Source organism: Collimonas arenae (assembly GCF_000786695.1).
GTDB lineage: Bacteria > Pseudomonadota > Gammaproteobacteria > Burkholderiales > Burkholderiaceae_D > Collimonas > Collimonas arenae_A.
On the sequence record NZ_CP009962.1, the window covers coordinates 4914870 to 4936150 of the forward strand.

Below are 21281 nucleotides of genomic sequence, written 5' to 3' on the forward strand. Positions count from 1 at the left end.
AGAGCAACCGAAAACAAGTTGCCCTGCAGTTTTTAAAACCACCAATCAGCGAGGTTGGTCAGAAGTGACGTAAGTCTAACGTAAATGGGAACTCGACGGACGTTACCGGCGGCTTTACCTGCATCGTTCCCGGCGTGTGGTTGAGGCGGAAATAACGCCCCAGGCGACGGCTTTCGGCCTCGAAGGCATTCACCGGGAAGGTATCGTAGCTGCGCCCGCCGGGATGCACCACGTGATACTGGCAACCGCCCAGGCTGCGGCCGTTCCAGGTATCGACCAGGTCGAAAGTCAGCGGCGAATCGATGCCGATGGTCGGATGCAGCGCGGATGGCGGCTGCCAGGCACGATAGCGGATGCCGCTGACGAACTCGCCAACCTTGCCGGTCGGCTGCAGCGGCACGGCGACGCCGTTGCAGGTCAGCACGTAACGATCGGGGGCCATGCCGCTCACCTTCACCTGTACCCGTTCCAGCGAGGAGTCGACGTAGCGGGCGGTGCCGCCCGAACGGCTTTCCTCACCCAGCACATGCCACGGCTCCAGCGCCGTGCGCAGTTCGAGCGCGATGCCATTGACTGCGTAGTCGCCAATCTTGGGAAAACGGAATTCGAAATGCGGTGCAAACCATTCTGGCTTGAGGGCATAGCCGGCTTGCTGCATGTCATCCATGACGTCGCAGAAATCCTGCCAGATAAAATGCGGCAGCAGGAAGCGGTCATGCAGCTCCGTGCCCCAGCGTACCAGGCGCGGCGGCTTGTAGGGAGTCTTCCAGAAGCGCGCCACCAGCGCCCGCAACAGCAGTTGCTGGGTCAGGCTCATGCGCGCATGCGGCGGCATTTCAAAGGCGCGCAGCTCCAGCAAGCCGAGGCGGCCGGTGCTGCTGTCCGGCGAGTACAGCTTGTCGATGCAGAACTCCGCGCGGTGCGTATTGCCGGTGACATCGATCAGCAGATTGCGCAACAACCGGTCCACCAGCCAAGGTGCACAATTCTCCTTGGCAATCTGCTTTTCCATTTCAGTGAAAGCCAGTTCCAGCTCGACCACTGAATCGTTGCGGGCTTCATCGACGCGCGGGGCTTGCGACGTGGGGCCGATGAACATGCCGGAAAACAGGTAGGACAGCGCCGGATGGTTGTTCCAATAGCTGATCAGGCTGCGCAGCAGATCGGGACGACGCAGGAACGGAGAATCGCCGGTGGTGGCGCCGCCCAGCACCAGATGGTTGCCGCCGCCGGTGCCGGAGTGATGGCCGTCGAGCATGAATTTCTCGGTGGTCAAACGGGTTTCGCGCGCCGCATCGTACAAGAACGTGGTGTTGGCGACCAGTTCGCTCCAGCTGTGCATCGGCTGGACGTTGACCTCGATCACACCCGGATCCGGCGTCACGCTGAACTTCTTCAGCCGCGGATCGCCCGGTGGTTCATAGCCTTCCAGTAACACCGGCTGCTGCAAGACTTCGGCCGTGGCTTCGATCGCCGCCACCAGCTCCAGGTAATCGTCGAGGCGCGCCAGCGGCGGCATGAACAAGTAGAGCACGCCATTGCGCACTTCGGCGCACAAGGCGGTGCGGGTGATATGGGCCGCCGACTCGGATGGCGCCGGGATGCTGGTGAGCCTGGCCGGACCGCTGGCGTCGCTGCTGAACGCGGTGCTGTATTTCGGCGCATCGACTACTGCCGCTACGCTTTTGGCGGCAGCCGGGGTCGCCAGCTTCTGCCGCAATTGCCGTGCCGGCGGCAGCGGCTCGAATTTCTGCGTCGGGTCGGGTTGGTGCACATACGGATAGTCGCCAGCCTTGACCCAAGGCTGCGAATCCAGCGGCAAGCGATAGCCTAGCGGCGAATCGCCGGGCAGCAGATAACAGTGGTCGCCGCGTAAATACCAGTTGCCGCTCTGCCATGCCTTTTCATCCGCAGTGCGGGCCAGCGGCAAGATATAACCGGCGATTTTGCGCAGGCCTTGCGAAAATACCCGTGCCAGCCTTGCCCGCTCTTGCTTGTCGTCCAACCGCGCATCGGAGGGATCGACATTGATCGCCAGCCGGCGCTCGCGCCACAGGTAGTAATAAATATCTTCGTAGGCTGCAAAGATGTGCTGCCGTTCCAATGTCAGACGCGAAGCGACGCCGTACAAGAACCGTTCGGCGATGTCCTCGTCCGTTGCCTGTTTCTTGGTTTCATCGGCAATCAGCGCCGGCGCATTCCAGATCGGCTCACCGTCTGCACGCCAGTAACAGTTCAGGGCCCAACGCGGCAACTGCTCACCCGGATACCACTTGCCCTGGCCGAAATGCGGCAAACCTTGCGCCGCATATTGTGCGCGCAGGCGATGATAGAGCTGCGCCGCCAACGGCTTCTTGGTCGGGCCCATGGCGGCGGTATTCCATTCGTCGCCCTCGGGATCGTCAAGCGCCACGAAAGTCGGTTCCCCGCCCATGGTCAGGCGTACATCGAGCGCGTCCAGGTCGTCGTCGATGGCGTGGCCGAGTTCTTCGATCTGCTCCCATTGCTGTTCGCTGTAGGGCTTGGTGACGCGTGGAGATTCATAGATGCGGCGCACGCTCATGGCATGGCCGAACTCGACTTCGCTAGGCTCGACCATGCCGCTGACCGGCGCCGCCGAGGACGGTTCCGGCGTACACGACAGGGGAATGTGACCTTCGCCGGCCAGCAGGCCGGAAGTTGGGTCGAGGCCGATCCAGCCGGCGCCGGGCAGATATACCTCGCACCAGGCGTGCAAGTCGGTGAAATCGGCCTGCGGTCCGGACGGACCATCCAGCGATTTCTGGTCTGCCGTCAGCTGGATCAGGTAGCCGGACACAAAGCGCGCCGCCAGTCCCAGATGGCGCAGGATCTGCACCAGCAGCCAGGACGAATCGCGGCAGGAGCCAGACGCCAGATCCAACGTCTGTTCCGGCGTTTGTACGCCCGGCTCCATACGGATGGTGTAGCTGATCAGCTGCGCCAGTTGCTGGTTCAGGTTGACCAGGAAATCTTCGGTGCGGATCTTTTCGCGCGGCACCGTATCCAGGAATTTTTGCAACTGCGGCGTCACCGGCAATTTCTTGCGATACGGTTCCAGCTCGTTCAGTAATTCCGCCGCATAAGAAAACGGCACTTTCTCGGCATACGGTTCGAGAAAAAAATCGAAGGGATTAAGGACCGACATCTCGGCCACCAGGTCGACTTCGATCTGGAATTCCGTGGTCTTTTCCGGAAACACCAGCCGCGCCAGGTAATTGGCCTGCGGGTCTTGCTGCCAGTTGATGAAATGGGGCTGCGGCAAGATCCGCAGCGAATAGCTCAGTATCCGGGTACGGCAATGCGGCGCCGGCCGCAGGCGAATGATTTGCGGGCCGAGACTGATGGCCTTGTCGTAGCGGTAGGTGGTGAGATGGTTGAGTGCAACGTGAATTGACATGGATATCCTCTGCGACAATCAACAATCGATGGATCAAGCAATGCTGCTACTTTGCTGCCAGGAACGCTAGAAAAATTATTGCTGATGATGGCTATGGATGAAATCACGCAGGCGCGGATAGATTTCATTATCCCAGCGGCGGCCGTTAAAGACACCGTAATGCCCCACCCCGGTTTGCACGTGGTGCGATTTCATATACGGCCGGATGCCGCTGCACATATCCTGCGCCGCCACGGTTTGCCCTACTGCGCAAATATCATCCTTCTCTCCTTCGACAGTGAACAGAGCAGTACGGCGGATCGCCGCCGGTTCTATGGTACGCCCTAATGCCTGCATTTCGCCAAGCGGCAATGCATGATCCTGGAAAACGCTTTGCACGGTCTCCAGGTAAAACTCTGCGGCCAGGTCCGACATGGCGAAATATTCTGCATAGAAATTCTTGATGGTATCGGCTTTTTCATCCTCCCCTTCGACCAGGTAGTTATACAGATTCTGGAACGCTTTCATGTGCCGCTCCAGGTTCATGTTCATGAATGCGGTAAGTTGCAGGAAGCCCGGATAGACCAGGCGCTGGCTGCCGGCATAACGTCCGGGAACGGTACTGACAAGGTTTTTCTCAAACCAGTCGATAGGTTTGCTTTTTGCCAAATGATTGACCGCGGTCGGATTGATACGCGTATCGATCGGACCCGCCATCAGCGTCATGCTGGACGGCTGGGCTGGATGTTTTTCTGCCGCCATCAGAGAGACAGCGACCAGCGCCGCCACTGTCGGCTGGCAAACCGCCAACAGATGCGTACCGGGACCGATTTCTTCGATAAAACGGATCAAATGCGCAACGTATTCATCAAAGCCGAAACGGCCGTCGCTGAGAGCGACATCGCGCGCATTGTGCCAATCGGTGATATACACGTCATGATCGCGCAGCAAGGTGCTGACAGTGCCACGCAGCAAGGTGGCGAAGTGGCCCGACATCGGCGCCACCACCAATATGCGCGGCTGCGGTGCATTTGTTTCCTTACAGAAATGCAGCAAAGTGCAGAATGGCGTCTGATCGGCCACCTCTTCATGCACCGAAACTGTGCGGCCGCCATCTTCCACGCTATTGATCCCGAATGCAGGGCGCTGGTGCGTCAACTGAGTGCATGAGAACACTTCGCATGCCGCGGCCAGCTTGCGCATCGCCAGACTTTCCGGCCATCCAGCCCACCGCGGCCACATCTTGCCGAGCATTGGTGCCGTGGCGCCTGCCAAGACGCGCATGGGATCGCTGAGATCCGCATAGCCCTGATATGCCTGGTAAATTTTCGTCATGGGACTACCCTATTTATTGGAATGCCGGCTTTCATCTCTGGTGCAATATCCATGCCCAAGCGTCTGGCACGGCCTTTGCTCAGTCTTGTTGAAACGGTTTGCCAATTCAAGTCCCTTTCGATCCGATACGGAAGAAAAGAGTGTTGCCATGCCTAAGACCACCTTGAGCATCACCAGCAAGAACTATTCGTCATGGTCCTTGCGCGGCTGGCTGATGACCCGGTTTTCCGGACTGGAATTCCAGGAAAACATTATCTCGCCGGACGATCCCGACGCCCGCGCCGAAATCCTGCTGCTGTCGTCATCCATTCTCGTACCTTGCCTGTATCACGGCAATATCGTGGTGTGGGATACCTTGGCAATCGGCGAGTACTTGCACGAGATCCGCCCCAAGGCAGGCCTGCTGCCAGCCGACCGTGCGGCGCGCGCGCATTGCCGCTCGATCTGCGGCGAGATGCATTCCGGCTTCAGCGCCCTGCGCTCCGCCCTGCCGATGAACATCAAGGCGCACTTTCCCGATTTCAAGGTGTGGTCCCGCGCCGAGGCCGACGTCAAACGCATCACCACTATCTGGAAGCAATGCCTGGCAACCTATGGCGGCCCTTTCCTTTTCGGCGAGCGCTCCATCGCCGACGCCATGTATGCGCCGGTAACGACCCGTTTCATGACTTATGACGTCAAACTGGATTCGGTTTGCAGCGCATACTGCAAGCGCATCATTGCGCTGCCGGAAATGCAAGAATGGATCAAGGCGGCCATGCTGGAGCCGGAGGATATCAACGAACTGGACGTGGAATTCTGAACTGGTTTCAATGAAAGGAGTGCGGCGATGGATACAAGCACCAAAGCAGACCCGACCAATCTGTTTTCACACGTACGCGAAGGCGATACCGAATTCGAATCCGGCGGTTTGCGCGATTTCTTCCTGTATCGCGACCTTGGCATCGCTTCTGCCACCGGCGGCAAGGTGGTGGCGCATCTGGTGAAAGCCAACATGGCGCCCGAAGTCGGCACCGGCTGGCATCGCCATGAGGCGGAGTTCCACATCGTCTACATGCTCAAGGGCTGGGCCCGTTTCATGTACGAGGACCAGGAAACGCTGGTCAAGGCCGGCGACTGCGTACATCAGCGCCCCGGCATTGTGCATTTTTTATTCGACTACTCGAAAGACATGGAGTATCTTGAAATTGTTGGCCCCGCTGCGTTCACCTCCATCGACATGCCTGCGCCCTGCGCCGTACCGGCGCCGAAGCCGTGGGCATGAGACGAATTGAGCTGCCCGGCAACTGTAAAAAACTCATAAAAACCGAGACGGAGGCCGCCACCAGAAATATGCAAAATTTGCTAAGAGTTGACGCTGCATTGCCGCAAACCAAGCCTGTTCAAGATGCGTAGCCGCATGTTAGTCTTTGAACAAGCCGATGCTTCATCGTCAACATAAAGCGTGTTACAGGCACGCTTCTTGATAGCTACTTGATAGTTCCCGATCAAACCACAGCAAAGCAAGATCATGGCAAATTTTTTCGATGAAATGTACTCCGATGGCAGCTCGTCGGTGCGCCCGCACTATGACGAATTTTCCAATTGGCTCCAAGCCCAGACCGCTGAAACCATCTCGCGCAAGCGTGCCGAAGCCGATCTGATTTTCCGCCGGGTCGGCATCACTTTCGCCGTCTACGGTAACGACGCCGGCACCGAACGCCTGATCCCCTTCGATATCATTCCGCGCATCATCCATGCGCAAGAGTGGGCGACGCTCGAAGCCGGCCTGATCCAGCGCGTCAAGGCGCTCAACATGTTTATCCATGACATCTACCACGAGCAGAACATCGTCAAGGCAGGTGTAATCCCGGCTGAACAGATTTTCCGCAATGCCCAGTACCGCCCCGAAATGCAAGGCATTTCGGTCGCGTCGGACATTTACGCACACATCGCCGGGGTCGATATCGTCCGCGCCGGCGAGGGCGAGTTCTATGTACTGGAAGACAATCTGCGGGTGCCTTCCGGCGTGTCCTACATGCTGGAAAACCGCAAGATGATGATGCGGCTGTTTCCCGAGTTGTTCCTGCGCCACAAGATTGCGCCGGTGGACCATTATCCCGACATGCTGCTGGATAACCTGCGCTCCGTTGCACCGGTGGGCGTCACCGATCCGACTGTCGTTGTGATGACGCCTGGCATGTACAACTCAGCCTACTTCGAACACGCTTTCCTGGCCCAGCAAATGGGCGTGGAACTGGTCGAAGGACAGGATCTGTTCGTCAGCGATAACGCGGTCTACATGCGCACCACGCGTGGGCCGAAACGGGTCGATGTGATCTATCGCCGCATCGACGATGACTATCTCGATCCGCTGGCCTTCCGTCCCGATTCCTCGCTTGGCGTACCGGGACTGTTGTCGGTCTACCGGGCGGGTAACGTCACTTTGGCGAATGCCATCGGCACCGGCGTCGCCGACGATAAATCGGTATATCCGTTCGTGCCAGACATGGTGAAATTCTATTTATCCGAGAAGCCTATCCTCAACAACGTGCCGACTTTCCAATGCCGCAAGAAAGAAGATCTGCAATACACATTGGATAATCTCAAGGACCTGGTAGTCAAGGAAGTGCATGGCGCCGGCGGCTACGGCATGCTGGTCGGCCCTGCCTCGACCAAACAGGAAATCGAAGATTTCCGCCAGCGCGTGATCGCCAAGCCGGACGGTTATATCTCCCAGCCGACCCTGGCATTGTCGGCCTGCCCTACCTATGTCGAATCCGGCATCGCGCCGCGCCACCTCGATCTGCGACCGTTTGTCCTCTCTGGCAAGAATGTCTCGCTGGTCCGTGGCGGCCTGACCCGTGTCGCCCTCAAGGAAGGCTCGCTGGTGGTCAACTCGTCACAAGGCGGCGGCACCAAAGACACCTGGATTCTGGAGAAATAACATGCTAAGCCGTACCGCCGATCATTTGTTCTGGATGTCCCGCTATACAGAGCGGGCAGAAAACACCGCACGCATGCTGGACGTGCATGTGCAAACCGGACTGCTGCCGCAGTCGGTCGAAGATGTGGAAAAAGGCTGGCGCGCCGTGCTGGGGATTTCCGAGCTGACCCATGCCTACGACAAGAAGTACAGCGTGGTCACGCAAAAAGACGTGATCGACTTCATGGTGCGCGACCCGAGCAATTCATCGTCGATTGCCTCCTGCCTGAAACAGGCGCGCGAAAATGCCCGTGCGGTGCGCGGCGCGCTGACCACCGAAGCATGGGAAATCCAGAACGCAACCTGGATCAAGATGCAGGGATATCTGCAAACCAATGCGCTGGAACAGAATCCCGCGGAATTCTTCGAGTGGGTCAAACATCGTTCGCATTTGTCACGCGGGGTAACGATCGGCACCATGCTGAAAGATGAAGCGTTTCACTTCATCCGTCTCGGCACCTTCCTGGAGCGCGCCGACAATACCGCGCGCATCATCGACGTCAAGTTCCACGGCGCCAAGGAAAGCGCCTACAAAAAGGGCCAGCGGCAGAGCCAGGCGCAGACAGCCATCACCGCCGATCCGCAAATCGACTTCTACTACTGGGCAGCGATCCTGCGCTCAGTGTCTGGTTTCGAGATCTACCGCAAGGTGTATCGCGACGTCATCACGCCGGCGCGCGTGGCTGACCTGCTGATCTTGCGACCAGACATGCCGCGCTCGCTGCTGTCTTGCATGACGCAGGTGGTCGGCAATCTCAAGCATGTGCAAAACGATATGTCGGCCGATACCGAACGCTTCGCCGGCAAGCTGCACGCCGACCTCAAGTTCAGCACGCTCGATGAAATTCTCGATGCCGGCCTGCACGATTACCTGACGCGCTTCTTCGAACGCATCTTCGAGCTCGGCAATCGCATCAGCCGCGATTTCCTAGTGCCCCTTAACACCTGACAGCCCACATGCTTTTGACCATCCGGCATGAAACTGTTTATCACTACACCGCAGCGCTGACCTATACCATTCAGCAGCTGCGGCTATGGCCGCGCGCGGAAGCGCAACAACGCACCCTGGCATGGCATATCAGCAGTTCCGGCAGCCGTCATCCGTTCACCGATGCATTCGGCAATCTGAGCCATATGCTGACCGTCACCAAACCGCATCATGAGGTACGCATCATTGCAGATGGAACTGTCGCCGTGGCGCCGCTGCAACAAGGACGGTTGCCGCAGGCGGGAGAATTCTCTCCGCTGGTATTTACCGTACCGACGCTGCTGACCCAGCCGACTCCAGCTGTCATGGATTTCGCGCATCGCCATCTGCAAGCCGGCGCCAATAGCAAACAGCTGCTGGACCTGGCGCAGGCGATCTGCGGCGCGGTCGCCTACCAGAGCGGCTCCACCGCCGTCACCACCAGCGCCGATGACGCCTTGACTTTGGGCCAGGGCGTTTGCCAGGACCACGCACATCTGTTCCTGGCCTGCTGCCATACGCTGGGTATGTCGGCACGCTATGTTTCCGGCTATATCGATCCCGGCAACAGCGACCATGCGGAAAGCCACGCCTGGGTCGATGTATGGGTAGAGGAAAGCGGATTTGCCGGCTGGATCAGCATCGACGTTACCCATGCCTGTTTTGCCAGCGATAATTATTGTCGATTGGCAATAGGCCGAGACTATGAGTCGGCCGCACCGGTGCGCGGCGTCCGCCGTGGTGGTGGCGAAGAGACAATGCGCGTGCGGGTCAATGTTTCCGCCATGCCATCAGAACAATGAAACGTCCGCCACACTGGCCCCAACTTGTCGCATAATTAACAACAGAATCACCGGCGCGCTCAGGAAACGGCTTCTGCTTCCTGTAGAATCTCCACTTTGTATTTTTCTCCAATATCATGACTTACTGCGTTGCTCTGCGCCTGGACTCCGGTCTGGTTTTCCTCTCTGACTCCCGCACCAATGCCGGGGTGGACCACGTCGCCACGGCGCGCAAGATGAGCGTGTACGAGAACCCGGGCGAGCGCCTGATGGTGTTCATGACCGCCGGAAATCTCTCCATTTCGCAATCGATCAAGCAAGTCATCGGCGAGCACGTGAATGCCGCCGGCAAGACCATCTGGACTGTGGCCACGATGTATGAGGCCGCGCAAATTGTCGGTGAAGCCGTGCGCATCATTTATGACCGCGAAGCTGCCAAGCTGGAAAAATTCGGCATCGATTTCAACGTCGGCATTATTTTCGGCGGCCAGATCAAGGGTGAAGGCTGCCGTTTGTTCCAAGTCTACGCAGCCGGAAATTTCATCGAATCGCTGAATGAAAATACCTATTTCCAGATCGGCGAAGCCAAGTACGGCAAGCCTATTCTTGACCGTGTCGTCAAGCCGTCTTCGACCTTGGACCAGGCAGCGAAATGTGCGCTGATTTCCATGGATTCCACCATGCGTTCGAACATCTCGGTCGGCTTGCCGCTGGACCTGCTGCTGTATGGCGTAGACACGCTAGCAGTGACGCGCTTCGTCACCATCGATGAAAAGAACCAGTACTTCCAGATGATCCACGAAAACTGGGGCAAGCAGCTGACCGCCGTGTTTAACGGTCTCGCCGATCCGGTCTGGAACGCCAATCCCGATACCGTCCCTAACGTGGTGCTGGCCAAGGGTTCGCACAACGAACCGCTGGTACAGGCACCGCCCGCAGCCAATGCAAATACCGCGCAGCCGGTGCCGCTGCAAACCCTTGCGCAGGGACCCGATAGCAAAGAACAGCACTAAGCCTGGACTCCGGTTTAATTTCCACATCCATGAGCGCAAACCAAACGTTGATACGCGTCGTCACCAGCGCAGATCTTGAGCGCTGCTACGAGATCGAATCGGTTTCGTACGAGGGCGATGAAGCCGCCACCAAGGAAAAAATCGCCACCCGGATCGCCACCTGGCCGCAAGGCTTTATCGTGCTTGAGGTGGGCGGCGTGGTGGCCGGATTCATCAACGGCGGCTCGGCTTTCGAGGTCGAAATGTCAAATGAGGAATTCAAGGAGTTGATCGGCCACGATCCGGACGGACCGCATGTGGTGATCATGTCGGTGGTGGTGCATCCGGATTTCCAGGGGCGCGGCATCGCCAGACAATTGATGAACGACTTCATCGCCCGCATGCGCGCCCTGCACAAGTCCAGCATCCACCTGATGTGCAAGGACCGCCATATTTCTCTCTACGAAAGCCTTGGCTTTATCTACATCAAGGCTTCAGAGTCGGATCATGGCGGCATGGCATGGCACGAAATGGCGATGCAGCTTCAGTAACATCTGCACTATCAGAAACAGTGTTCCGGCGCCGGGAATGTTTTGTCCTTCACCGCACGGACATACGCCAGTACGGCCGCGTCAATGCTGGTTTGACCCTCCATGAAATCTTTCACGAAGCGCGCTTTGTGGCCCGGAAAAACCCCCATCAGATCGTGCATCACCAACACCTGGCCTGAGCAATCCGGCCCGGCGCCGATGCCGATGGTCGGAATCGTCAACAACTCGCTGACTTCTTTGCCAAGCGCCGCGGGAATCGCTTCCAGCACCAGCAAGCTGGCTCCCGCTTCCTGCAAGGCCAGGGCGTCGGCTTTCAATTGCTCGGCCGCTGCGCTGGTTTTACCCTGCACTTTATAGCCGCCCATCTGATGCACCGATTGCGGCGTCAGGCCAAGATGGCCGCAGACCGGAATCGCTCGCTCTGTCAGGAAGCGCACGGTCGGTGCGAGCCAGGCGCCGCCTTCTATCTTGATCATCTGCGCACCCGCCTGGATCACCGGCACGGCGTTGGCAAAGGCGCTTTCCGGGGTGGCGTAAGCGCCGAACGGCAAGTCGGCCAGCACCAGCGCGGTGCGATTACCACGCGCAACGCTGGCCGTGTGATACACGATATCCTGGACTGTCACCGGCAAGGTCGAGCTGTGGCCCTGGCACACCATACCGAGCGAATCGCCGATCAGCAAGGTCTCGACGCCACAGCGGTCCATCAAGGCGGCAAAGCTGGCGTCGTAGCAGGTCAGCATGGTGATCTTCTCGCCTTTGTCACGCATCGCCTGCAATGCCGGAATCGTCACCGGTTTGCTGCGCGCTGCGGCGGGATCACTACCTTGTAAATAAGCTGCCATTGTCATTCTCCACGATTGAAAAATTCACGCCTGCCGCGCATGCCGTCGATACGCGCCAAGAGTAAGCTGAAATCAGCATCGCTGCCGGCCAGGTCCAGATGTTCATTGTTGACGATCAGCAACGGCGCATCGTCATAGTGATAAAAGAAGCGGCTATAGCCTTCGCACAAGCGCGCCAGATAGTCCTGCGAGATGGCGCTTTCCATCTCGATGCCACGCTTCCTGATGCGCTCGATCAAGGTCTCCGGCTCGGCTTGCAGGTAGATCACCAGATCCGGCGTCGCCGCCTGCGGCCGCAAATGCTCGTACATCTGCTGGTATAGCTTGAGTTCCTCATCGGCCAGGGTCAGGCTGGCGAAAATGGAATCCTTCGCCAACATGAAATCGGCGACCAGATGGCCGGGGTTGTCGAACATGTCGTTCTGGGCAGTCTCACGCAACTGGTTAATCCGCTGGAACAGGAAAAACATTTGCGTCGACAGCGCGTAGCGCCCGGCATCGCGATAAAATTTTTCCAGAAACGGATTTGCCTGCGGCTGTTCCAGCAAGACCCTGGCGCCCAAATGGGCGGCGATCTTGTTGACCAGCGTGGTCTTGCCGACGCCGATAGGACCTTCTACTACGATGTATTTATAGCTATCTAGATTCATGTTCCGCCATGAGAGCAGCTTGAGCAAAGATGACAGTGTGCCAGAAGCCGCCACACCCGGCAGGCAGCACTGGAAAACCCGGATTTATAGTTTGCGGATAAGCTGGTCCGCTACGCGCGGGGCAAACTGGTGTGCCGGGCCACGATTGGGAATGACGATGAAAGGGTCTATCTGCAAGAGTGGAATCAAGACGAAAGCACGTTGCGTCATACGCGGATGCGGCACAGTCAGAACCGCATCCTGGATGCTGGCCTGGCCATACAAAAGCATGTCCAGGTCTAGCGTGCGCGGCGCATTCGGATAAGGACGCTCGCGGCCGAAATCCTGTTCGATCTGTTGCAGCCCCTGCAGCAAGTCATGCGCAGCCAGACGTGTTTCGAGGCACGCCACGGCGTTGACGTAATCGTCGCCGCCGGCATCCAGCGGCGCAGTACAGAACAAGCTCGACTGGCTTTTCAGGCTAGTGTGCGGCAGCTTTCCGAGTTGCAGTATGGCGCGCTGCACTTGCGAGGCGGCGTCGCCAAGATTGGCGCCGATGCCGATGTAAGCCGTGACCAAAGAACCCGCCGGAGAAGCGCTTGCCGTCGATGTCATAAAACCACGTGCCTCAATCGTCGTTGCCGCGGCTAGCCGGATTCACCGGCTTAGCGCCGCTACGTGAACCGCGCCGGCGCGGGCGCTTCTTGGCAGGCGCAGCTTCCGCCGCGACTTTCGGCTTTTGCGCCAGCAACGCTTCGCGCTCGTCACCGTCGCCCTCCATGAAGGCAGTCCACCACTCGCCGATTTCGCTATCGATCTCGCCTGAGGCGCAACGCAGCAACAGGAAATCATAACCGGCGCGCAAGCGCAGATGCTCCAGCAACTTGTACGGCGCCTTGCCGACCCGGCGCTCGAAGCGCGGCTGCATGGCCCAGATATCGCGCATGTCGGAGGCGATCTTGCGCTGCAAAGCCAGCTTGTCGGTTTGCGCTTCCAGCACGTCGTCAGCGGCCAGATGCAACGCAGGAATCGGGAATTCGCCGGCGGCTTTGTAGGCGCTCCACTTTTCCAGCACCTGATGCCACAGCAGCGAAGCAAACAGAAAACCAGGAGAAACCGGCTTGCCCTGCTGCACGCGGACATCGGTATTGGCCAGCGCCAGCGTCACGAACTTCTCGCCCAGCGGCTGTTCCAGCACCACATCCAACAACGGCAGCAAACCGTGATGCAAGCCTTCCTGGCGCAATTGCTGCAGGCAAGCCAGCGCATGGCCGCTCATCAGCAATTTCAGCATTTCATCGAATACCCGCGCCGCAGGCACGTTATCGATCAGCGCCGCCATCACTGGGATCGGTGCGCGCGTAGCCGGATCGATCGTAAATTTGAGCTTGGCGGCGAAGCGCACGATACGCAGCATGCGCACCGGATCTTCGCGGTAGCGCGCTTCCGGCTCGCCGATGATGCGCAGGGTCTTGGCGCGGATATCGTCGGTGCCGCCGTGGTAATCCAGCACGCTTTCGGTAGCCGGATCGTAGTACATCGCATTGATGGTGAAATCGCGCCGCACCGCATCTTCATGCTGCTCGCCGAAGGTATTATCGCGCAGCACGCGGCCATGCTCGTCCTTGGGCGAACCGTCTGAGGAAGCGCCGCGGAAAGTAGTGACTTCGATCAGCTCCTGGCCGAACATCACATGCACGATCTGAAAACGTTTGCCGATGATGAAAGCGCGGCGGAACAGACGCTTGACCTGCTCCGGCGTGGCGTTGGTGGCGACATCGAAATCCTTCGGCTTCACCCCCAGCAGTAAATCACGCACCGCGCCGCCGACGATGAAAGCCTTGTAGCCGTTGTCTTGCAGCGTTTTGGTGACCCTGATCGCATTGGGCGAGACCAGTTGCGGATTGATGCCGTGCTGTTTCGGGCCGAGTATCAACGGTTGGGTGGGATCTTTTTTCTTTTTCCCAAGAATGGAGCGAATCAGCTTCTTGATCATTGCGCGTCGAATAAATTCAGGATGGGCCAGCCGTTGGCGATTGCGTGCTCTTTCAGGCGGGCGTTTGGATTGGTGGCGATGGGGTCGGTGACCAGCGCCATCAACGGCAGGTCGTTATGTGAATCGCTATAGAAATAACTGCGCGGGAAGCTGGCCAGATTCATGTCCATCGTCGCCAGCCAGGCGTGGGTATGCGTCACTTTGCCGGGACCGTAAGTCGGCGTATCCAGCAACTTGCCGGTGATTTCGCCGTCACCGGTGGTTTCCGGGTCCGAGGCGATCAGGAAATCAACGCCCAGCGCCTTGGCGATCGGTTCGGTGACGAAGCTGTTGGTGGCGGTTACGATCGCCACCAGATCGCCGGCGTCCTGGTGCTTTTGCAACAGCGCGCGGGCAGCCGGAGTAATCTGCGGCAGGATCACTTGCTGCATGAACTGTTCGTGCCAGGCATCGAGCTGCTTGCGCGGAAACTTGGACAAGGTGCCGAAAGCAAACTCCAGGTATTTGACCGGGTCCAGCGTCCCGGCCTGGTACTGGGCAAACCACTCGGCGTTGCTTTTTTCGAATGCGTCAGGGTCGACTGCGCCTATGCGCGCCAGGAACTGCCCCCACTCATAGTCGGAGTCGACAGGCAGCAGCGTATGGTCAAGGTCGAATAAAGCCAGGTTCATAATGGTTTGTTATCTTCGGATTCGAGTTGCAACAAGCTGCGCAATAAAGGCAGCGTTATAGGACGCTGAGTCTCCAGCGAAAAGCGGTCCAGTTCGTTCAGCATGGCTGTCAGGGACCGCATATCGCGGCGAAAATGCGTAATGAGGTAGGGTAACACGCCGCTCGACAGGTGCAGGCCGCGCACTTGCGCCGCATGGGTCAATGCAGCGATTTTTTCTTCATCGCTGAGGCCGTGCAATTGATAGATCAAACCCCAGCCGAGACGGGTGCGGAAATCTTCGCGCACGCTCAGCTCTGATGGCGGCAACTGTCCGCTGGTGACCAGCCAGCCGCCGTGTTCACGAATCTGGTTGAACAGGTTGAATGCTTCGATCTGGTCGCCGGCAGACAATTTATCGCAATCGTCGATCAGGTAGCCCGGCACTTCCGGCGCAAAGTTGAAGACATCGCCGTTATATTGACTGCCGCGGATCAGGCGTGCACCGGTGCTGCTGGCCAGGGCGTTCAACACGTGGCTTTTGCCGGCGCCGGCGCCGCCCCACAGATAAACAAAACGGTCGCCCGGCGCGGTGAGGGTTGTCGCGGTAGGCGCGACCAGACGCTGCAAGAACTGTAAGGCTTCTTGATTTTGCCCGACCACGAAAGTGGCCAGGGTCTGCGGTTCTTCCGCAGTTATGTCCAGCGTTAACTGCCTCATGCTCGTTTCTTCATCTTACAATGGGGGCTCGATCAACCTGCTGCGCGGGCCGATATCGGGGTCTGCGATGCTCACTGTACTAGCGTACAGCTGCGCTTCTCGCCCCCAATCTCGACCCGCTCGCTACGGTTGTCCGAGCCCCCTTTCAATTTATTTAATTTAATATTAATGTTGATAAAAACTGCTCTTGAGGTAATGCGCCTTTACATGCTTGACCACTACCGACATTACGGCTGAACACGGCAAGGCCAGCAATATGCCGACGAAACCGAACAGCTGGCCGAAGGCCATCAGGGCAAATATCACTACCAGCGGGTGCAAGCCTATGCGTTCGCCGACTAGGCGCGGAGTCAGGATGAAACTCTCCAGCACCTGGCCGATGCCATAGACGATGGCCACGGCGATCAAACCATGCAGGCCGTCGAATTGCAGCATCGCCGCAATCAGCGCCAGCACTAGCCCGAGGCCGAAACCGACATAAGGGATAAATACCAGCAAGCCGGTAATAATGCCAACCGGCAATGCTACGTCAAAACCGGCAATCGCCAGCCCGGTCGAATAATAAATCGCCAGAACCAACATTACCAGCAATTGACCACGCAAATATTGCGCCAGCAGGCTATCCACCTCTTGCGTCATGGCTCCGGTCTTGCCTTGCCAGCGGCGCGGCACCAGCTTGCCGACCCGCTCGACGATCGAATGCCAGTCCTGCAACAAATAGAACAGCACCACCGGCACTAGCAGGATAGTGGCCAACCAGCCCAGCACTGCCGTGCCGCCGACCTTGACCGAAGCCAGCACCGAGGCCCAGATCTCGTCACCGCTGGTCGATAGTTGTTTGGTCAGCATCTCTTTGATGCCGGTACCGTCCAGCCGCACATTGATGCCAAAGTCCTGCAGATGTGGACCGATAACGCCATCCAGCTTGGTCAGGAAGGTCGGAATCTGGTTTTGCAACAATGGCAATTCCTTGCGCAGAACAGGAACCACGATCAGGATCACCGCCAGGATCGCAAACACCAGCAGCAATATCACGATCAGCACCGCCAGCGCACGCGGGAAGGGGAATTTGCCGATACGCCGGCGCGAAAGCCAATCCACGCCTGGATTCAGAGCATAGGCCAGGATCGCGGAGGCGATGAAAGGCGTCAGGATCGGCCCCAAAGCCACCATCAACGCCACTAGCAGAAGACCGATCCCCACCCACAATGCGGTTTGTTTTTGTTCGTCAGTAAAAGAAAATGGCATGGAATCGAGAGTTTGGTTGATCGGTTTGATAAAATACCGCTTTTACCGCGCATTTGGCCTTATTTAACAGATGCGTGGCCGAATTCCTCTATTTTACCGCCTCTGCCGCCAATCACATCATGACTTCCACTTCAAACGTTTCGAACGTGCCCCTCTCTTACCGTGACGCCGGTGTCGATATCGACGCTGGCGACGCTCTGGTTGAGGCCATCAAGCCCTTCGCAAAGCGCACCATGCGTGAAGGCGTGATGGGCGGCATCGGCGGTTTCGGCGCCTTGTTCGAGATCAGCAAGAAGTTCAAGGAACCGGTCTTGGTGTCCGGCACCGACGGCGTCGGCACCAAGCTGAAGCTGGCTTTCCACCTGAAACGGCACGATACGGTCGGCATCGACCTGGTGGCGATGAGCGTCAACGATATCCTGGTGCAAGGCGCCGAGCCGCTGTTTTTCCTGGATTATTTCGCTTGCGGCAAGCTCGACGTACCTAGCGCCACCGACGTCATCAAGGGCATCGCCAAGGGTTGCGAACTGGCCGGTTGCGCGCTGATTGGCGGCGAAACCGCTGAAATGCCGAGCATGTATCCAGACGGCGAATACGATCTGGCCGGCTTCGCTGTCGGCGCGGTAGAAAAATCCAAGCTGATCGACGGCACCAAGATTACGCCCGGCGACGTGGTGCTGGGCCTCGCATCTTCCGGCGCCCACTCGAACGGCTATTCACTGGTACGCAAGATCATCGACGTCGCCCAACCTGACCTGGATGCCGATTTCCATGGTCGCAAACTGGCCGACGTGCTGATGGAACCAACCCGGATCTACGTCAAGCCGCTGCTGGCGCTGATGGAAGCGATGGAAGTCAAAGGCATGGTGCACATCACCGGCGGCGGCCTGGTGGAAAATATCCCGCGCGTGCTTCAGGAACACCTGACGGCCGAACTGCGCAGCGATTCCTGGACCATGCCGCCGCTGTTCACCTGGCTGCAGCAGCACGGCAAGGTGGCCGATGCCGAAATGCACCGCGTATTCAACTGCGGTATCGGCATGACTGTGATCGTGGCCAAGGAAAACGCCGCTGCCGCAGTAGCGCAATTGACCGCCGCTGGCGAAACCGTCAACATCATCGGTGAAATCCGCGCCCGCGCCGAAGGCGAAGCGCAAACTATCGTGATCTAAGCAATCCTCCGGATTTGCTTAAAAAAAGACGGCCTGCTTGCGCGGCCGTCTTTTTTATTTCCGGCAGACCCGGAACACCTTAATCGTCGTAACGCTTCAGACTGGTTTCCATCCCCTTCTCCAGGTCAGACATGCAGCTGACGGTGACGCCCAGATCGCGCAGCAAACCATCCTGCACGCCGTACACCCAGCTATGGATGGTCAGCGGCTGGCCGCGTTCCCAGGCATCCTGGACGATCGTGGTGCGGCAGATATTGGCGACCTGCTCCATCGAATTCAACTCGCACAGGCGATCATGGCGCAATTGTTCCGGCAACGCTTCGCCGAGATAACGCTCATGCTTTTGCTGCACGTCTTCAACATGGCGCAGCCAATTATCCGCCAGGCCGACGCGGCGCTTGGTCAGCGCCGCATGGACACCGGAACAGCCATAGTGACCGACCACGAAAACGTGCTTGACCTTCAGCACGTCGACGGCAAATTGCAAGACCGATAAACAGTTCAGATCGCTATGCGCAACCACGTTGGCGATATTCCGATGCACGAACAGCTCACCTGGCAACAAGCCCAGCAATTCATTTGCCGGCACCCTGCTATCGGAACATCCAATCCAGAAATACTCGGGCGCCTGTTGTGACGCCAGCGTTTTGAAAAATGCCGGATCGCGGGCGGTGATTGCCGCCGCCCACTCACGGTTTCTCTGGAAAAGATCTTCTCGGGTCAGGGATTGCTTGTTGTTTGCTGTCATCGTTTTCTATTCTATAAAGTTCCATCTGCTTGGCATTTTTACAACGCCGCGCGACATCCTAGACCTTATTTTATAGAAACTTGGCTTTTCCCATCTGCTTTTATCCAATACCCGGTATGCCCATACGACAGCTCTATGCGGGCTGACCCAGCAACAAGGTTTTCAGCTTGCTGTCGGCCGGCTTGTCGCCGAGCCAGATTTTCAGCAAAGCATTATAGAAAACCTGATCGGGCAATGTCTCCGAAACCGGCTTGCCGTTGAAGTGGATTTGCGTACCGACGCCAGGAATCCAGTCGGTAGTCAGGACATCGCCCTTTTTCAATTCCGGAATCGAGGCAAACAGCTCGCCAAATTTCAGCAACTGATTGATGATCTTGGACTTGTCGGCTTTATCAACGTTGTTCTGGATGCCGGTCATGAAGGCGCGGCTAAAATCCTCGCTGCTGACATCCCGCAACATGACCAACTCGATGCGGCGCGGCCCGGGGGCAGCCAACACGTCCGGTACGGTGGTCTTTTTATCGGCAAGATACAAAGCCGCCGTATAGACCTTGAAAATGACTTTGTAGCGTATCCCCGCCCCGTTCAACTTCAGATCCTGATTGCCGACCTTGGCGGTTTCGTCGATCTTGACGCCTGCCAGATCTACGGCAAATGCCGCCTGCGCCAACATCAAGCCGGATAATAGTACGCAGGCATACGCCATCGCCCGCTTCAATTGAGCAATTACCATCGTGTCTCCTCCTATGGTTTGTATATAGATTTTGTATTGATCGCAAATAAAAGAACGATCGTTTTATTATTGCCATATACAGAATAGAGAGCCGCGCAAAATTATGCAATAGAGAATTTGTTAATGGGGCTGTACATACTGTCCCGGCTGCCTGCGGTCTAGCCATAAAAAAACGCCAGCCTTGCGGGCTGGCGTTTTTCGGGGGATCAGGAGTCAGAAAGCTAACTTAGAGGCTATTGCAAACACAGATGGCCAGGCACTCCGACGAAGACAGTACGAGTAGTACGGCTAGGAGAAGCAAAACGCCAAGTGTGTTTGCAACAGCCTCTTAATCAAGTTCACTCAAAAAACTCTTTCACCTTGTCTTTCCAGGACTTGCTCTGCGGGCTGTGTTTGGCGCCGCCTTCGCTAGTCAGTTGCTCGAACTCTTGCAGCAATTCCTTTTGGCGATCGCTCAGCTTGACCGGCGTTTCCACCACGACGTGACAGAACAGGTCGCCGGCATAGCCAGAGCGCACGCCCTTGATGCCCTTGCTGCGCAGACGGAAAGTCTTGCCTGACTGTGTGCCGTCGGGGATCGTGAAGGACGCCTTGCCGTTCAGCGTCGGCACTTCGATTTCACCGCCCAGAGCAGCCTTGGCAAACGAAATCGGCATTTCACAATGCAGGTCATCGCCTTCGCGCTGGAACACTGCATGCGGCTTGATGTGGATTTCCACATACAAATCACCGGTCGGGCCACCATTCATGCCTGGCTCGCCATTACCGGAAGAACGGATCCGCATGCCGTCATCGATACCGGACGGGATCTTCACTTCCAGCGTCTTGTTGCGCTTGATGCGACCAGCGCCGGCGCAAGATGGACATGGTTCAGGAATGATCTTGCCGCTGCCATGACATTTAGGGCAGGTTTGCTGGATGCTGAAAAAGCCTTGCTGCATGCGTACCTGACCGTGACCGCCGCAAGTCGGGCAGGTAATCGGTTCGGTACCCGGCTTAGCGCCGCTGCCGTGGCAAGGTTCGCACTCATCCCAGGACGGCACCCGGATGGTGGTATCGAAACCGTGCGCGGCCTGTTCCAGCGTAATTTCCAGGTTGTAGCGCAAATCAGCCCCGCGATACACTTGCGGACCGCCACCACGGCCGCCGCGGCCGCCGCCACCGCCGAAGATGTCGCCGAAGATGTCGCCAAACGCATCGGCAAAACCACCTGCACCGCCGCCACCACCGCCGCCCATGTTGGGATCGACGCCGGCGTGACCATAACGGTCATAGGCATCGCGCTTCTGCGGATCGGACAGCATCTCGTAGGCTTCTTTCGCCTCTTTGAATTTTTCTTCCGCACCTTTGCTATCCGGATTGCGATCCGGATGGTGCTTCATTGCGAGCTTGCGGTAAGCCTTCTTGATGTCATCATCAGTGGCGTTTTTCGCAACACCCAGTATTTCGTAAAAATCGCGCTTCGCCATCTTTTTGCACCCTATCGTTTAAGCGAAAACGCCGAACAGAGCATCCCAAGGATGGCATCTGCCCGGCGCGTCTTCGCGATGGC

The 21281-nt window shown here is 57.8% G+C and carries 20 protein-coding genes; 8 read left to right on the forward strand and 12 right to left on the reverse strand.

The features are described 5' to 3' along the window. Window positions 1-58: 58 nt before the first annotated feature. Together LT85_RS21650 and LT85_RS21655 are read right to left on the reverse strand one after the other, a co-directional pair. Entirely contained in the window at window positions 59-3418 is a 3360-nt protein-coding gene (locus tag LT85_RS21650; protein WP_038493088.1) for a DUF2126 domain-containing protein, read from the reverse strand. Window positions 3419-3493: 75 nt separating this feature from the next. Beyond that, the gene (locus LT85_RS21655; RefSeq protein ID WP_038493090.1) at window positions 3494-4732 is read right to left on the reverse strand and encodes a polyhydroxyalkanoate depolymerase; all 1239 of its coding nucleotides are present in this window, start codon (window positions 4730-4732) and stop codon (window positions 3494-3496) included. Between the two features lie 148 nt (window positions 4733-4880). Here LT85_RS21655 and LT85_RS21660 point away from each other — a divergent pair, with 148 nt between their 5' ends. The 7 genes from LT85_RS21660 to LT85_RS21690 all read left to right on the forward strand — a co-directional run bounded on the left by LT85_RS21660 (window position 4881) and on the right by LT85_RS21690 (window position 10989). Continuing rightward, the gene (locus tag LT85_RS21660) at window positions 4881-5534 is read left to right on the forward strand and encodes a glutathione S-transferase family protein (protein ID WP_038493092.1); all 654 of its coding nucleotides are present in this window, start codon (window positions 4881-4883) and stop codon (window positions 5532-5534) included. 27 nt (window positions 5535-5561) lie between these two features. Beyond that, window positions 5562-5996 (forward strand): cupin domain-containing protein, encoded by a 435-nt coding sequence (locus tag LT85_RS21665; protein WP_038493094.1) that lies wholly within the window; start codon window positions 5562-5564, stop codon window positions 5994-5996. Window positions 5997-6242: 246 nt separating this feature from the next. After that, complete coding sequence (locus LT85_RS21670) at window positions 6243-7658, forward strand: circularly permuted type 2 ATP-grasp protein (RefSeq protein WP_038493096.1); 1416 nt, start codon at window positions 6243-6245, stop codon at window positions 7656-7658. Window position 7659: 1 nt separating this feature from the next. Then, complete coding sequence (locus LT85_RS21675; RefSeq protein ID WP_038493098.1) at window positions 7660-8646, forward strand: alpha-E domain-containing protein; 987 nt, start codon at window positions 7660-7662, stop codon at window positions 8644-8646. An 8-nt stretch (window positions 8647-8654) separates the two neighbouring features. Next, window positions 8655-9467: a transglutaminase family protein gene (locus LT85_RS21680; protein ID WP_038493100.1), complete on the forward strand. Its 813-nt coding sequence runs from the start codon at window positions 8655-8657 to the stop codon at window positions 9465-9467. Window positions 9468-9583: 116 nt separating this feature from the next. Next, a complete protein-coding gene (locus LT85_RS21685) occupies window positions 9584-10459 on the forward strand; it encodes a peptidase (protein WP_038493102.1) in 876 nt (291 codons plus the stop codon). A 29-nt stretch (window positions 10460-10488) separates the two neighbouring features. Next, the gene (locus tag LT85_RS21690; protein WP_038493104.1) at window positions 10489-10989 is read left to right on the forward strand and encodes a GNAT family N-acetyltransferase; all 501 of its coding nucleotides are present in this window, start codon (window positions 10489-10491) and stop codon (window positions 10987-10989) included. An 11-nt stretch (window positions 10990-11000) separates the two neighbouring features. Here the strand turns inward: LT85_RS21690 and panB are convergent, their stop codons facing one another. The 7 genes from panB to LT85_RS21725 all read right to left on the reverse strand — a co-directional run bounded on the left by panB (window position 11001) and on the right by LT85_RS21725 (window position 17076). Next, the gene (panB, locus tag LT85_RS21695; RefSeq protein WP_038493106.1) at window positions 11001-11834 is read right to left on the reverse strand and encodes a 3-methyl-2-oxobutanoate hydroxymethyltransferase; all 834 of its coding nucleotides are present in this window, start codon (window positions 11832-11834) and stop codon (window positions 11001-11003) included. 2 nt (window positions 11835-11836) lie between these two features. After that, window positions 11837-12484, reverse strand: a complete 648-nt coding sequence (locus LT85_RS21700; protein WP_038493108.1) for a deoxynucleoside kinase — start codon at window positions 12482-12484, stop codon at window positions 11837-11839. A gap of 84 nt (window positions 12485-12568) precedes the next feature. Then, window positions 12569-13078, reverse strand: a complete 510-nt coding sequence (folK, locus tag LT85_RS21705; protein WP_038493110.1) for a 2-amino-4-hydroxy-6-hydroxymethyldihydropteridine diphosphokinase — start codon at window positions 13076-13078, stop codon at window positions 12569-12571. 13 nt (window positions 13079-13091) lie between these two features. After that, window positions 13092-14459, reverse strand: a complete 1368-nt coding sequence (pcnB, locus tag LT85_RS21710) for a polynucleotide adenylyltransferase PcnB (protein WP_038493112.1) — start codon at window positions 14457-14459, stop codon at window positions 13092-13094. Beyond that, window positions 14456-15130, reverse strand: coding sequence for an HAD family hydrolase (locus tag LT85_RS21715; RefSeq protein WP_038493114.1), 675 nt, complete (start codon window positions 15128-15130; stop codon window positions 14456-14458). The genes pcnB and LT85_RS21715 overlap by 4 nt, the downstream gene beginning before the upstream one ends. After that, complete coding sequence (hda, locus tag LT85_RS21720; protein ID WP_038493116.1) at window positions 15127-15828, reverse strand: DnaA regulatory inactivator Hda; 702 nt, start codon at window positions 15826-15828, stop codon at window positions 15127-15129. The genes LT85_RS21715 and hda overlap by 4 nt, the downstream gene beginning before the upstream one ends. Window positions 15829-15993: 165 nt before the next feature. Continuing rightward, window positions 15994-17076 (reverse strand): AI-2E family transporter, encoded by a 1083-nt coding sequence (locus LT85_RS21725; RefSeq protein WP_038493117.1) that lies wholly within the window; start codon window positions 17074-17076, stop codon window positions 15994-15996. A 119-nt stretch (window positions 17077-17195) separates the two neighbouring features. Between LT85_RS21725 and purM the strand changes: the two genes are divergently transcribed. Then, entirely contained in the window at window positions 17196-18248 is a 1053-nt protein-coding gene (gene purM / locus LT85_RS21730; RefSeq protein ID WP_038497151.1) for a phosphoribosylformylglycinamidine cyclo-ligase, read from the forward strand. A 79-nt stretch (window positions 18249-18327) separates the two neighbouring features. Here purM and can read toward each other — a convergent pair whose 3' ends face one another. From can to dnaJ, 3 genes are all read right to left on the reverse strand, one after another. Further along, window positions 18328-18996 carry a carbonate dehydratase gene (gene can / locus LT85_RS21735; RefSeq protein ID WP_038493119.1) on the reverse strand — a complete coding sequence of 223 codons (669 nt, stop codon included), beginning with the start codon at window positions 18994-18996 and terminating at the stop codon, window positions 18328-18330. Between the two features lie 133 nt (window positions 18997-19129). Beyond that, complete coding sequence (locus LT85_RS21740; RefSeq protein ID WP_038493121.1) at window positions 19130-19729, reverse strand: chalcone isomerase family protein; 600 nt, start codon at window positions 19727-19729, stop codon at window positions 19130-19132. A gap of 338 nt (window positions 19730-20067) precedes the next feature. After that, window positions 20068-21198 (reverse strand): molecular chaperone DnaJ, encoded by a 1131-nt coding sequence (gene dnaJ, locus LT85_RS21745; protein ID WP_038493124.1) that lies wholly within the window; start codon window positions 21196-21198, stop codon window positions 20068-20070. Window positions 21199-21281 lie beyond the last annotated feature (83 nt).

What these genes read in the sequence shown, in the direction of transcription:
- hda (WP_038493116.1), bottom strand. Translation starts at nt 15,828, where the DNA reads ATGAGGCAGTTAACGCTGGACATAACTGCGGAAGAACCGCAGACCCTG.
- LT85_RS21680 (WP_038493100.1), top strand. Translation starts at nt 8,655, where the DNA reads ATGCTTTTGACCATCCGGCATGAAACTGTTTATCACTACACCGCAGCG.
- LT85_RS21655 (WP_038493090.1), bottom strand. Translation starts at nt 4,732, where the DNA reads ATGACGAAAATTTACCAGGCATATCAGGGCTATGCGGATCTCAGCGAT.
- LT85_RS21660 (WP_038493092.1), top strand. Translation starts at nt 4,881, where the DNA reads ATGCCTAAGACCACCTTGAGCATCACCAGCAAGAACTATTCGTCATGG.
- LT85_RS21690 (WP_038493104.1), top strand. Translation starts at nt 10,489, where the DNA reads ATGAGCGCAAACCAAACGTTGATACGCGTCGTCACCAGCGCAGATCTT.
- LT85_RS21740 (WP_038493121.1), bottom strand. Translation starts at nt 19,729, where the DNA reads ATGGTAATTGCTCAATTGAAGCGGGCGATGGCGTATGCCTGCGTACTA.
- pcnB (WP_038493112.1), bottom strand. Translation starts at nt 14,459, where the DNA reads ATGATCAAGAAGCTGATTCGCTCCATTCTTGGGAAAAAGAAAAAAGAT.
- LT85_RS21650 (WP_038493088.1), bottom strand. Translation starts at nt 3,418, where the DNA reads ATGTCAATTCACGTTGCACTCAACCATCTCACCACCTACCGCTACGAC.
- dnaJ (WP_038493124.1), bottom strand. Translation starts at nt 21,198, where the DNA reads ATGGCGAAGCGCGATTTTTACGAAATACTGGGTGTTGCGAAAAACGCC.
- LT85_RS21665 (WP_038493094.1), top strand. Translation starts at nt 5,562, where the DNA reads ATGGATACAAGCACCAAAGCAGACCCGACCAATCTGTTTTCACACGTA.
- LT85_RS21700 (WP_038493108.1), bottom strand. Translation starts at nt 12,484, where the DNA reads ATGAATCTAGATAGCTATAAATACATCGTAGTAGAAGGTCCTATCGGC.
- purM (WP_038497151.1), top strand. Translation starts at nt 17,196, where the DNA reads ATGACTTCCACTTCAAACGTTTCGAACGTGCCCCTCTCTTACCGTGAC.
- LT85_RS21685 (WP_038493102.1), top strand. Translation starts at nt 9,584, where the DNA reads ATGACTTACTGCGTTGCTCTGCGCCTGGACTCCGGTCTGGTTTTCCTC.
- LT85_RS21675 (WP_038493098.1), top strand. Translation starts at nt 7,660, where the DNA reads ATGCTAAGCCGTACCGCCGATCATTTGTTCTGGATGTCCCGCTATACA.
- LT85_RS21725 (WP_038493117.1), bottom strand. Translation starts at nt 17,076, where the DNA reads ATGCCATTTTCTTTTACTGACGAACAAAAACAAACCGCATTGTGGGTG.
- folK (WP_038493110.1), bottom strand. Translation starts at nt 13,078, where the DNA reads ATGACATCGACGGCAAGCGCTTCTCCGGCGGGTTCTTTGGTCACGGCT.
- LT85_RS21670 (WP_038493096.1), top strand. Translation starts at nt 6,243, where the DNA reads ATGGCAAATTTTTTCGATGAAATGTACTCCGATGGCAGCTCGTCGGTG.
- panB (WP_038493106.1), bottom strand. Translation starts at nt 11,834, where the DNA reads ATGGCAGCTTATTTACAAGGTAGTGATCCCGCCGCAGCGCGCAGCAAA.
- can (WP_038493119.1), bottom strand. Translation starts at nt 18,996, where the DNA reads ATGACAGCAAACAACAAGCAATCCCTGACCCGAGAAGATCTTTTCCAG.
- LT85_RS21715 (WP_038493114.1), bottom strand. Translation starts at nt 15,130, where the DNA reads ATGAACCTGGCTTTATTCGACCTTGACCATACGCTGCTGCCTGTCGAC.